The following is a 10,454-nucleotide window of genomic DNA, read 5'->3' as shown; positions in this document are numbered from 1 at the left end:
GTGCGGGTGCGGTGCAGGAGCTGGTTCAGGCCGCGTTCGGCGACGGCGTTCAGGGGGCGGTCGCGCCAGGGGCCCTCGGTGGCGGAGACGGGGTCGGCGGCGCGCAGCAGGTCGAGGTCGCGCCGGTCGTCGCGCGGGTCGTCCGGCGTGTCGCTCAGGTGGCCGGGCGCCCGGTCGTCCAGGTGGTCAGTCACGGTGCTCTCCCGCTTGTCCCGCTCGTACGTGCATCTGCATCCGGTCGATCTCCGCGCGGAGTCTGCGGCGGGCGCGGTGCAGTCGCATCGCGGCCGCGCTCCGGCTGCATTCCAGGGCCACCGCGAGCTCGTCGACGCCCAGCTCCTCCCAGGTGGTCAGGCGCAGCGCCTCCTGGTCGGCGGGCGAGAGCCGGGCCAGGGCCTCGTGCACCCAGGAGCCGGGGCGCTCGGTGTCGGGGCTGTCCACGGTCTGGCCGCCGTTCGCGGTCTCGTGGTGGCCGAGCCGGTGCAGCAGGCGCCGCCGGCGGCCGAGGCCGCGGACCGTGTTGGCGAGGCAGTTGCGGGCCACGGCGTACAGCCAGGGCAGCGGTGAGTCGGGGAGTTCGGCGCGGCGCCGCCAGGCTATGGAGAAGACGTCCGCCACGACCTCCTCGACCTCGTGCACCTCCCCCGCGTCGAGCCGGCGCGCGACGAACCGGCTCACCGCCCAGTAGTGCTCGCGGTAGGCGGCCGCGAAGGAATCGTCCGTGCTCATGGACCGTAGGTGTCCGGCATGCCCCCGATCTTCACACCCGGCCGCTGTGATTCTCGCGGCAGGGGTGCGCGGTGACGCCCGTGCGGCTCCCGGACACCTACGGGGCATGAGGTCAACCGTGAAGTGGCTGACGACCACCGACCACAAGACGATCGGCACGCTCTATCTGGTGACGTCGTTCGCGTTCTTCTGCATCGGCGGGGTGCTGGCGCTGTTCATGCGCGCCGAGCTGGCCCGTCCCGGCACGCAGATCATGTCGAACGAGCAGTTCAACCAGGCGTTCACGATGCACGGCACGATCATGCTGCTGATGTTCGCGACGCCGCTGTTCGCCGGGTTCGCGAACTGGATCATGCCGCTCCAGATCGGCGCTCCCGATGTCGCCTTCCCGCGCCTGAACATGCTGGCCTACTGGCTGTATCTGTTCGGCTCGCTGATCGCCGTCGGCGGTTTCCTCACCCCGCAGGGGGCAGCCGACTTCGGCTGGACCGCATACGTCCCGCTGTCGGGCGCCGTGAACTCGCCGGGCATCGGCAGCGACATGTGGATCATGGGGCTCGCGTTCTCGGGCTTCGGCACGATCCTCGGCTCGGTCAACTTCATCACGACCATCATCTGTATGCGCGCCCCCGGCATGACGATGTTCCGGATGCCGATCTTCACCTGGAACGTGCTGCTCACGGCCGTGCTCGCGCTGCTCGCCTTCCCGGTGCTCGCCGCCGCGCTTTTCGCCCTGGAGGCGGACCGGAAGTTCGGGGCGCACATCTTCGACGCGGCGAACGGCGGCGCGCTGCTCTGGCAGCACCTGTTCTGGTTCTTCGGCCATCCCGAGGTCTACATCATCGCCCTGCCGTTCTTCGGCATCATCTCCGAGGTCATTCCGGTGTTCTCACGGAAGCCGATGTTCGGGTACATGGGCCTGATCGGCGCGACCATCGCGATCGCGGGCCTGTCCGTGACGGTCTGGGCCCATCACATGTACGTCACGGGCGGCGTGCTGCTCCCCTTCTTCTCCCTCATGACGTTCCTGATCGCCGTGCCGACGGGCGTGAAGTTCTTCAACTGGCTCGGCACGATGTGGAAGGGGTCCCTGTCCTTCGAGACGCCGATGCTGTGGGCGGTCGGCTTCCTCATCACGTTCGTCTTCGGCGGTCTGACGGGCGTGATCCTGGCGTCACCGGCGATGGACTTCCATGTGTCGGACTCTTACTTCGTCGTCGCGCACTTCCATTACGTCATCTTCGGCACCGTCGTCTTCGCGATGTTCTCCGGATTCCACTTCTGGTGGCCGAAGTTCACGGGCAAGATGCTCGACGAGCGGCTCGGCAAAATCACGTTCTGGACGCTCTTCGTGGGCTTCCACGGCACGTTCCTCGTCCAGCACTGGCTCGGTACGGCGGGCATGCAGCGCCGCGTCCCGGACTATCTGGCGGTGGAGGGCTTCACGGGCCTCAACACGCTCTCCACGATCTTCTCGTTCCTGCTCGGCATGTCGCTGCTGCCGTTCTTCTACAACATCTGGAAGACGGCGAAGTACGGAGAGCCGGTGGAGGCCGACGACCCCTGGGGCTACGGCCGCTCCCTGGAGTGGGCCACGTCGTGCCCGCCGCCCCGGCACAACTTCACCGCCCTGCCCCGCATCCGCAGCGAGTCCCCGGCGTTCGACCTGCACCACCCGGACATCGCGGCGGCCGAGGCCGGGTTGACGCCTGCGCCGGCGCGGGACGAGGTGGCGGCCCCGTGACCGCCATGGACGAGCGGCCGGTGAACGCCGACACCCTCATCTCCGAGATCGAGGGCCACCTGCTCGCCGAGGCCGCCCGCGCCGAGAGCCGCGCCGCCGCCGAGGCGTTCGCCCAGCGCCTCGACTGGCTCACCCCCGCCGAACGCGCGGAGGTGGAGCGGCTGTACGCCGAGGACCACCTGTCGCTGACCCGCCAGACCTGGCGGCACATCGCGGGCCGCTGCCTGGACCTGCGCGGGGAGTACGAGAGCCGGTACCGGGCGCTGCGCCAACGAGTGCTTGTCGGCTGCCTGGTGGGGCTCGCGGGTGCGGCGGCGAGCACGGTGATCGTGCTCGCCGCGCGCTGACCCGCCGCGTCAGAACGGCAGCCCGTAGTCCTCACACGCCGGCTTGAAGTCGGGCTTGTCCGCGCCCAGGGCGTTGACGACGTTCTGTGTCGTCGGCCCGTCCGTGAACAGGCCCACGTGCCCGACCGGATTCTTCGGGCACTGGTCCTGTACGACGATGTTGCGGACCTTGTCGCCCTTCAGGAAGCCGTTGCTGTACGGGGTCGACACGACGTCGTTCTTCGTGGCGATGACCGTGTAGCGCACCCCCGGCACGGTGTCGCCGTCCGCCCACAGCGCCTTCTGGAAGTCCGAGCCCTCCTCCTGGTCCTTCAGGCCCTGCAGATTCAGGTGGTCGAAGGCGGAGTTGACCACGCCGAGCAGGCCGAGGGCCTTGCCCAGGTTCACCAGGCCGCTGAGGGTGGTGCCGTGGTTGGTGGGGGCGAGCGCGACGAGCCGGTCGACCTTCTGCGCGCCGCCGAGCCGCTTGAGGTAGTGGTTCGGCATCATGCCGCCCTGCGAGTGCCCGAGGACGTTCACCTTCTTGGCGCCCGTGGCCGCGAGCACCTTGTCCACGAACGCGCTCATCGTCTCGGCGGACTTGGCGACGCCGGTGAGGCCGCCGACGCGCCCGCCGAGGTTGAAGGGGCTGCCCATCCCGTAGTTGAAGGCGTAGACGCAGTGGCCCTCGTTGGCGAGCGTCGGGCCCATCCTGACCCAGTTCGCGCCCAGGTTGACGCCGGTGCCGTGCACGAGGACCACGGGGTTGGGGTGCTCGGCGGTCGGCTTGCAGCTCCAGTCGTTCACGCCGGACACGGCGTTCGGACTGAACAGGAAGTTGCTCACGCCGTCGGCCACGCCGCCGACGGGGTACCGCTTGCGCGGCTGCTCGTCGGCCTGCGCGGGGGCGGCGGCGGTGAGCGCCGTGGCCGCCAGGGCGAGAGGCAGGAGGACGGCTGCGGATCTGTTCACGGTTCCGGTCCCTTCGGTTGCCGTGCACGGACCCGGCACAGGGGCGCCTCCCCCTTGTCACAGACATGACACGCCCACGCCGGGGAATCTGAAACGACACCGCTTCAGAATTGGTTACTTGAAAGTAGGGCCCACGCGGGGCGGGCGCAAGAGCGCCGCGCGCGACAATTGGCGCCCAGACTCACGGAGTTGACGTACACATCGTCGAGAGGCGGAATCGGTGGCGGCCGACAAGGCGCGGAGCACGCAGGACACGCGGAAGCGGGCTGCGCGGGCGTACGGCGGCAAGTCCGCCGAGCAGCGCCGGGCCGAGCGCCGGCGGCGCCTCCTGGAGGCGGGCGTCGAAGTCTTCGGCGCCGGACCGGGCGCGTACCGCTCCGCGTCCGTCGCCGCTCTCTGCGCCCACGCCGGTCTTTCCACCCGGCAGTTCTACGAGGAGTTCCGCAATCTGGAAGAGGTGCTCGCCGCCCTGCACCGCCATGTCCAGAAGGCCGCGCAGGCCGCCGTCGTCGAGGCGCTGGCGGAGGCGCCCCCCGGCAGCGCCGTGGGCGAGCGCGCCGAGACGGCGTTCCGCGCGTACGCGCGCGTCCTGACCGGCCACCCCCACCTCGTACGCATCGCGTTCGTCGAGGTCACCGGCGTCACCCCCGAGCTGGAGAAGCAGCGTCTGGAGGCCCGCAGGGGCTGGGTCGACCTGCTCGTCGCCGCCCTGGACGAGGCCGTCGCGCGCGGCGAGATAGGCGCCCGCGACTACCGCATAGCCGCGCTGGGCTTCGTCGGGGCGGTCAACACGCTCCTGTACGACTGGACCGCCGGGTACGTCGACGCGAGCCTCGACACGATCGTGGACGAGCTGATGCTGATGTTCATGGGGTTGCTGCAGCCGCCCGCGCCGGGCGGGAGCACGGGCTCGCCCTAGAGCCGGGGCGGGCCCTGCTCGATCCGGCGCAGGACCGGGTCGAGGCGGTCGAGGCCGGGCCCTGTCTGGAGCTGCCGCTCGTCCCACCAGGTGGCGCCCGCGTCGCGCAGCGGGCCGAGCAGGTCGCGGGCCTTCGCGTCGTCGCCGGGGGTGGCGCCGCCGAGCACGAAGTCGAACGCGCCCCGCGCGTCGTGCTGTTCGCGGTGCTTCTGTACGTACGCGACCAGCTCGCGGAACTCCTCCAGCGGCGGGATCTCCCCGTGCTTGGCCGACTGGAACAGCGGGACGGCGCCGTCCCAGCGGGCCGCGCGGCGCATCGGCGGCCGGTTCGGCCAGAAGCCCGCGATCCATACCGGCGGCCGGGGCCGCTGCGCGGTGACGGGCAGGAGCTGCGCGTCGTCGACGTGGAAGTGCTTGCCGGTGTGCGTCACGCGCTCGCCGGACCAGTAGCGGCCGAGCAGCCCGAGCCCCTCGTCGAGCAGCTCGGCGAGGACGCGCGGGTCGGTGGGCTCGCCGAAGCCGGCGTACTCGTCGTCGACGGGGCCGCCGAGCCCGGCCGCGAACGTCACCCGTCCGCCCGTGAGGACGTCCAACGTGGCGACCTGCCGGGCCAGTTGATGGGGTCTGCGCCGGGCCACCGGCGTGACCAGCGTGCCCAGGCGGATCCGCTCCGTCGCGAGCGCGGCCGCCGTGAGCAGCATCCACGGGTCCCCGAAGGGCTTGCCGCGCTGGACGGCCTTGTCGTGGACGACGTGGTCCCAGACGAAGAGCCCGTCCCAGCCCGCCTGCTCGGCCGCGACCGCGACCCGGGCGACGGTCCTCGCGTCCGCGAAGTCCCCGAAGTTCGGAATGTTGATCGAGAAGCGCATGGGGGCATGGTGGCCCGGTGCGCGCGGCGGGGCAACGGTGCGGACGGTCCGCGTCGGCAGGCGGGGGAAGCCCCGCCATTACGCGAGCAAACGAAGTCGTGGAGCACGACGGGTATGGGGGAGAATCTCTCGGTTCACCTATGTACCAGGAGATTCATGCGCAAGCGTCTGCCCCTGTTCGCCGCCTGTCTCGCGCTCGCCGCTTTCGGCGCCTCGGCATGCGGCTCGTCCGACGACGGTGGGTCGGGCTCGTCGTCCACGCCCAAGGCCGCCGCGTCCGAGTCCGCCCCGGTCACCGCGCCCGGGAGCCCGTCGGCGTCGCCCGCCGACGTGCGCGGGCTGAAAGGGGTGGCCGCCAAGCTCTACCTCAAGACGATCCGGGACCACTACCCGGACCTGGACCGCGTCAGCGACGACGAGCTCGTCGCCCATGGCGACGCGCTCTGCCTCGCCCAGGGGCAGGACCTCGTCGACCAGGCCAAGAAGACCAAGCGGGAACTCGAACTCACCGGGAAGCAGGCTTCGCGGATCCTCGGGACCGCCCACGGCATGTGCGGCAGGAACGCCTTCGGGTGACGACGGAGGACCAGGGGCCTGCCCGGCCGGTCTTGCCGGGCCGGGCCAGGCCCCTGGTCCGAGGGCGGCTCAGCGCTTGAGCGTGAAGGTGAAGTCGCCGGAGAGCTTGCCGCTCAGGCGGACCGCCGACACGAGCTTCCCCTCCGTGATCAGCCGCTCGACCTCGGCCCGCGAAAGACCGCAGCCCTCAGCGATCAGCCGCACCGGCCGGACCGGGATCGGCGCCGCGAAGCGGACCGACACGTCGATCGCGTCGCTCACCTCGCGGTCCAGGTGATCCAGGTGATCCGATCCGCCGGTGTCCAGGCGCCAGGCGCCGTCCCAGTCGAGGGCGACGCGATTGCGGCGCCGCACGACCGGGTCCTGGAGCAGCTCGGCCGCCAGACCGGGGTCGTTGTCGTGCATCCGGTCGAGCAGTCCGGGGCGTACGGAGCGTACGTTCATCCGCTCCAGGATCGTGAGCTTCGCCGTGTCCCCGCACTCCGCGCAGAGCACGAGGAGCCAGGCGTCGAGGAGCTTGTGGTGGGCGTTGACGCGGAATTTGCCGTTCGCCCGGAAACGTTCCGACGCGCACGCGTGGCAACGGCGGAGAACGGTGGGCAGGCAGGTGGGCATGACCACCCAGCTATTGAGCACAGAAGTACACCGGTTTCAGTGAGAAGTCCGCAGCAAAAAGGAGCGCGGCGCGGATGCGCGACGCGCGACAGATCAGCTCTCGGGGGGTCTCACACGGTGTACAACGGCACGTCCTTGCCCAGACGACTTGGTTCGGCAGGACGGTAACGGCGCACAACGGCAGCGCGCCACTGGTTTTCGTCGATAGCATTCGGCCTGCGTCGTCCGGAAATGCGCCATGGGCCCGGAGTGTCCGGGGGCGGCTCCCCCGGTGATCCCGGGGGCACGGACCGGCCCACCGGCCCGGACCCCGACAAGGACTTCTCCTGGGTCCCGCCCGGCCCCGATTCCCCGAAGTGGGACGGGATCAACACCGACCACGTCTACGACTTGGTGCAGGACAGGAACTGCTCCTTGGCCAAGCGTCAGTACGACTTCGCGGCGGAGGAGTGGGAGAAGAACCCCGCCGGTTGGAAGGTCCTGGAAGGGCTGATCGCCGCGTACGCCGCCGTCCGGAACCAGCCGTCGGGCGACTGCAAGTACGGGGCGGCGCGCCGCACGCTGAAGCAGCTTGCCGAGTTCAGGTCCGCCCACCCCGGCGGGCGGGTGCGCGTTCGTCCCGCCGCGCGGGGGGCGCAGGCTTGCCCGTCAGGCGTCACCGGTGTGTCCACCACGCAGACGGTACGCGGGGCCAAGGTGCGGGGACCGCGCGGATTGCCCTGCGGGCGGGGTCCGTCGAGCTGGACGCGGGCACCGTCGACGTCACCGCTTGAGCGCGTTGCCTGCGGCCGCGTTCACGAAGTCCCGGAACGCGGAGGCGGGGACGGTGACGTGGGGCCCGTTGGGCCTTTTGCTGTCGCGGATGGCTATGTGGGGATCCGTTTCGGCGACTTCGAGGCAGTCGCCTCCGGTGTTGCCGCTGTACGAGGACTTACGCCACGTGGCGCCGCTGAGAGGGGCGCACTCGACGCAGTCGCCGCCCGTAGTGCCGCTGTACGAAGACTTACGCCACCGCGTGTTCGTCAGGTCCTGGCTGCCCATACCGTTCCTCCATCACGCGAGTGATCAGTCCGGCCGAGTCCTCTACCGAGAGGGCGGCGGCCTGCAAGTTAGCGTAACGGAGCGCTGCTTCGCGGATCGTTTCCGGGTTGGCCGTCATGTGCCCGGAGATCATGTCCTCGGTGTAGAGGATCTCCGGGTCGTCGTCGAAGCGCAGCATGTTGAACGGGCCGTCGAGCCCGACGTGTTCAGCGGCGGAATACGGCAGCACCTGGATGCGCACCCAGCGGCGATTGCCGCAGTCCAACAGGTGGCCCAGTTGGGCTCGCATCACAGCCCTGCCACCGATCGGCCGGTGCAGCACGGCCTCGTCGAGGATCACCACCACCAGCGGCGGGTGTTCTCGCCCCAGGATCCGCTGGCGTTCCATTCGCGCTGCCACCAGGTCGTCCAGGTTGCTGGGCATTCCGGTTGCCAGCACCGCCCGCGCGTACTCCTCCGTCTGGAGAAGGCCGTACACCAACTGCGCTTGGTACGTGGAGATATATGTAGCGCGCGCCTCCATCTCCGCGTACGCCTGGAACCACGTGGGCAACTGGCTGCGCAGAACCAACCCCACCAGCCGTGAGAACGCCCCATCCGTCCCCAGCGCGGCGTCCAACCGCTCCGAGAACTCCCGCGTCGGGACCTTCCTGGCCGTTTCCACCTGGCCGACAAGCGACGGCACGCAGAAGATGCACGACGCGAGATCCGCCTGCTTGAGGCCCGCGGCCTCCCGCACGCGGCGCAGTTCGGAGCCGTAGTAGTCCAGCGGGGACGCGCTGGGGTCGAGGTCGCGGATGTTGACCATGGTCCGGGTCACCCCCAAGCCCACGCCACAGGGCGTGAAGTTCAACTTGTGGCCGAGCGTAACCAACCGACTCCACTTTGGTGACATGAATCACGCAACTGCCCCGCTTGACCTCGGCGTTGGCCGGAGCTACCGCATGAGCTTCACCGTCGGTGAACACTCTGTGCAACCGCTGCGCCGCATCCTCCGGATGTACCTGCACGGCTGGGGCCTGGCCGCCCTCACGGAGGGCGCCACCCTCGCGCTCTCCGAACTCGTCACGAATGTCGTACGCCACGTACCGGACCGCCGCTGCGCGGTGCTGATCCTCCGCACCCCGGGCGGGCTCCGCGTCGAAGTCACGGACGGCAGTACGGAACTGCCCGCGAAGCCGACCGGTCCGGGGGAACTGGCCGAAGACGGCCGGGGGCTGCTGCTCGTCGAGGCCACTTCCGACCGGTGGGGGGTTACCGTGCTGCCGGAGCGTGCGGGCAAGACCATCTGGTTCGAGTGTGACGACGACAGATACGCGTGACGACGACAGAGAGGTGGGAGCGGCATGGCCAAGTCACCGGTGACCGCCGAGGAGCTCACGGCCCGGTACGGGCTCGAACCCCTGCCGTTCGAGGGCGGCCGCTTCCGCCAGACCTGGGCGGGGCCACCGGACGCGTCGGGGCACCCCGCCGGGACGGCGATCATCATGCTGCTCACCTCCGCCGCCGACGACTTCTCGGCCATGCACCGCCTCCCCACCGACGAGGTGTGGCACTTCTACCAGGGCGACCCGCTGGACCTGCTGCTCCTGTGGCCGGACGGGCGGGACGAGCTGCGGATACTCGGGGACGGCGACGGCGAGGAGTTCCAGCTCGTGGTGCCCGCTGGCACGTGGATGGGCGCGCGGGTGCGGGACGGGGGCGAGTGGTCGTTGTTCGGTACGACGATGGCTCCGGGTTTCCTGGAGTCGGACTACGAAGGCGGCGATCCGGACGAGTTGGCCGCCCGGTACCCGCAGCAGGCTGAACTGATCCGGAGGCTGTGCCGTGTCTGACCCTCAACTCCCCTCCCTGGAAGGGCGCGTGGCCCTGGTGACCGGGGCCAGCGGGCTACTCGGCGGCGGCATCGCCCGCACCTTCGCCCGCGCGGGCGCCGCCGTCGTCGTGCACTGCAACCAGGGGGTGGAGCGGGCCCGCGAGGTGGCCGAGGAGATCGGCAAGGCGGGCGGTGACGCCCTCGTCGTATCCGCCGATCTGGGCGAGGAGCGGGAGTGCCGGCGGCTCGTGGAGGAGGCGTACGCCTGGCGGGGGCGGCTCGACGCGCTGGTCAACAACGCCGGGATCCAGCCCGTGCAGGGGCTGGACGGGATGACGGCGAGCGACTGGCGGGGGCTGTACGACGCCAACGTCACCAGCGCCTTCGTCTGTACGCAGGCCGCCGCGGAGGTCATGGCGGGGCAGGAACGCGGGGGCAGCGTCACGCACATCGCGTCCATCGAGGGGCATCAGCCCGCCGTCGGGCACGCGCACTACAGCGCGTCCAAGGCCGCGCTGATCATGTTCGCGCGGGCGGCCGCTGTGGAGTACGGGGGGCGCGGGGTGCGCGTGAACAGTGTGTCCCCCGGGCTTGTCGGGCATCCGGCGCTCGCCGAGGAGTGGCCCGACGGGGTCGAGCGGTGGGGGCGGGCTGCGCCGCTCTCGCGGTTGGGGCGGCCCGAGGATGTCGGGGGCGCGTGTGTGTTCCTCGCGTCGGACGCGGCGTCGTGGATCACGGGGACGGATCTGGTGGTGGACGGCGGGGTGAGCGCGCGCTCCACGTGGTAGCCCTCGCGGGGGGGCGCCCCAGTCCCGCCCCTCCCCGTAACCAGGGGGCTGCCGCCCCC

13 protein-coding genes and 2 pseudogenes are annotated in these 10,454 nt (G+C 70.5%); 7 read left to right on the top strand and 8 right to left on the bottom strand.

Annotated features, from left to right (window positions below):
* Both STRAU_RS13885 and STRAU_RS13880 read right to left on the bottom strand, forming a co-directional pair.
* Positions 1 to 194: pseudogene (locus STRAU_RS13885) on the bottom strand (hypothetical protein); the annotation flags it as partial.
* Complete coding sequence (locus tag STRAU_RS13880; protein ID WP_016640942.1) at positions 187 to 729, bottom strand: RNA polymerase sigma factor; 543 nt, start codon at positions 727 to 729, stop codon at positions 187 to 189. The pseudogene STRAU_RS13885 and the gene STRAU_RS13880, both read right to left, overlap by 8 nt.
* A gap of 115 nt (positions 730 to 844) precedes the next feature.
* Here STRAU_RS13880 and ctaD point away from each other — a divergent pair.
* Positions 845 to 2,473, top strand: a pseudogene (ctaD, locus tag STRAU_RS13875) (aa3-type cytochrome oxidase subunit I); the annotation flags it as partial.
* Positions 2,474 to 2,478: 5 nt separating this feature from the next.
* Positions 2,479 to 2,820 carry a hypothetical protein gene (locus tag STRAU_RS13870; protein WP_259299904.1) on the top strand — a complete coding sequence of 114 codons (342 nt, stop codon included), beginning with the start codon at positions 2,479 to 2,481 and terminating at the stop codon, positions 2,818 to 2,820.
* Between the two features lie 9 nt (positions 2,821 to 2,829).
* Here the strand turns inward: STRAU_RS13870 and STRAU_RS13865 are convergent, their stop codons facing one another.
* Positions 2,830 to 3,771: an esterase/lipase family protein gene (locus tag STRAU_RS13865; RefSeq protein WP_016640939.1), complete on the bottom strand. Its 942-nt coding sequence runs from the start codon at positions 3,769 to 3,771 to the stop codon at positions 2,830 to 2,832.
* A gap of 220 nt (positions 3,772 to 3,991) precedes the next feature.
* Between STRAU_RS13865 and STRAU_RS13860 the strand changes: the two genes are divergently transcribed.
* On the top strand, positions 3,992 to 4,690 hold the full coding sequence (locus STRAU_RS13860; protein WP_016640937.1) for a TetR-type transcription factor C-terminal domain-containing protein: 699 nt from the start codon (positions 3,992 to 3,994) through the stop codon (positions 4,688 to 4,690).
* Here STRAU_RS13860 and STRAU_RS13855 read toward each other — a convergent pair.
* Entirely contained in the window at positions 4,687 to 5,559 is an 873-nt protein-coding gene (locus STRAU_RS13855; protein WP_016640936.1) for an LLM class flavin-dependent oxidoreductase, read from the bottom strand. The genes STRAU_RS13860 and STRAU_RS13855 overlap by 4 nt on opposite strands.
* A 156-nt stretch (positions 5,560 to 5,715) precedes the next feature.
* Between STRAU_RS13855 and STRAU_RS13850 the strand changes: the two genes are divergently transcribed.
* Positions 5,716 to 6,135, top strand: coding sequence for a hypothetical protein (locus tag STRAU_RS13850; protein WP_016640938.1), 420 nt, complete (start codon positions 5,716 to 5,718; stop codon positions 6,133 to 6,135).
* A gap of 69 nt (positions 6,136 to 6,204) precedes the next feature.
* Here STRAU_RS13850 and STRAU_RS13845 read toward each other — a convergent pair whose 3' ends face one another.
* From STRAU_RS13845 to STRAU_RS13835, 4 genes are all read right to left on the bottom strand, one after another.
* Complete coding sequence (locus STRAU_RS13845) at positions 6,205 to 6,750, bottom strand: DUF1062 domain-containing protein (protein WP_037659260.1); 546 nt, start codon at positions 6,748 to 6,750, stop codon at positions 6,205 to 6,207.
* A gap of 425 nt (positions 6,751 to 7,175) precedes the next feature.
* Positions 7,176 to 7,310 carry a hypothetical protein gene (locus STRAU_RS43600; RefSeq protein ID WP_259299903.1) on the bottom strand — a complete coding sequence of 45 codons (135 nt, stop codon included), beginning with the start codon at positions 7,308 to 7,310 and terminating at the stop codon, positions 7,176 to 7,178.
* Positions 7,311 to 7,512: 202 nt separating this feature from the next.
* Positions 7,513 to 7,791: a DUF397 domain-containing protein gene (locus tag STRAU_RS13840; RefSeq protein ID WP_016640934.1), complete on the bottom strand. Its 279-nt coding sequence runs from the start codon at positions 7,789 to 7,791 to the stop codon at positions 7,513 to 7,515.
* Entirely contained in the window at positions 7,754 to 8,599 is an 846-nt protein-coding gene (locus STRAU_RS13835) for a helix-turn-helix domain-containing protein (RefSeq protein ID WP_037659256.1), read from the bottom strand. Before STRAU_RS13835 ends, STRAU_RS13840 begins: the two co-directional genes overlap by 38 nt.
* A 136-nt stretch (positions 8,600 to 8,735) precedes the next feature.
* On the opposite strand from STRAU_RS13835, the gene STRAU_RS13830 reads away from it, so the two are divergent.
* Genes STRAU_RS13830 through STRAU_RS13820 form a run of 3 tightly spaced genes read left to right on the top strand, consistent with a single transcriptional unit; the run spans position 8,736 to position 10,395 of the window.
* Complete coding sequence (locus tag STRAU_RS13830) at positions 8,736 to 9,113, top strand: ATP-binding protein (protein ID WP_016640932.1); 378 nt, start codon at positions 8,736 to 8,738, stop codon at positions 9,111 to 9,113.
* Between the two features lie 24 nt (positions 9,114 to 9,137).
* A complete protein-coding gene (locus STRAU_RS13825; protein WP_016640931.1) occupies positions 9,138 to 9,626 on the top strand; it encodes a cupin domain-containing protein in 489 nt (162 codons plus the stop codon).
* Positions 9,619 to 10,395: an SDR family NAD(P)-dependent oxidoreductase gene (locus STRAU_RS13820; RefSeq protein WP_037659242.1), complete on the top strand. Its 777-nt coding sequence runs from the start codon at positions 9,619 to 9,621 to the stop codon at positions 10,393 to 10,395. Before STRAU_RS13825 ends, STRAU_RS13820 begins: the two co-directional genes overlap by 8 nt.
* Positions 10,396 to 10,454 lie beyond the last annotated feature (59 nt).

It is taken from the genome of Streptomyces aurantiacus JA 4570 (genome assembly GCF_000414115.1).
GTDB classification, from domain to species: Bacteria; Actinomycetota; Actinomycetes; order Streptomycetales; family Streptomycetaceae; genus Streptomyces; species Streptomyces aurantiacus_A.
The sequence above is the reverse complement of the archived record's forward strand: the minus strand, read 5'-3'. Positions and strand labels throughout refer to the sequence as shown.

Excerpts from the sequence above, each read along its gene's own strand:
- STRAU_RS13880 (WP_016640942.1), bottom strand. The coding sequence starts at position 729 with ATGAGCACGGACGATTCCTTCGCGGCCGCCTACCGCGAGCACTACTGG.
- STRAU_RS13870 (WP_259299904.1), top strand. The coding sequence starts at position 2,479 with ATGGACGAGCGGCCGGTGAACGCCGACACCCTCATCTCCGAGATCGAG.
- STRAU_RS13855 (WP_016640936.1), bottom strand. The coding sequence starts at position 5,559 with ATGCGCTTCTCGATCAACATTCCGAACTTCGGGGACTTCGCGGACGCG.
- STRAU_RS13850 (WP_016640938.1), top strand. The coding sequence starts at position 5,716 with ATGCGCAAGCGTCTGCCCCTGTTCGCCGCCTGTCTCGCGCTCGCCGCT.
- STRAU_RS13845 (WP_037659260.1), bottom strand. The coding sequence starts at position 6,750 with ATGCCCACCTGCCTGCCCACCGTTCTCCGCCGTTGCCACGCGTGCGCG.
- STRAU_RS13840 (WP_016640934.1), bottom strand. The coding sequence starts at position 7,791 with ATGGGCAGCCAGGACCTGACGAACACGCGGTGGCGTAAGTCTTCGTAC.
- STRAU_RS13835 (WP_037659256.1), bottom strand. The coding sequence starts at position 8,599 with ATGGTCAACATCCGCGACCTCGACCCCAGCGCGTCCCCGCTGGACTAC.
- STRAU_RS13830 (WP_016640932.1), top strand. The coding sequence starts at position 8,736 with ATGAGCTTCACCGTCGGTGAACACTCTGTGCAACCGCTGCGCCGCATC.
- STRAU_RS13825 (WP_016640931.1), top strand. The coding sequence starts at position 9,138 with ATGGCCAAGTCACCGGTGACCGCCGAGGAGCTCACGGCCCGGTACGGG.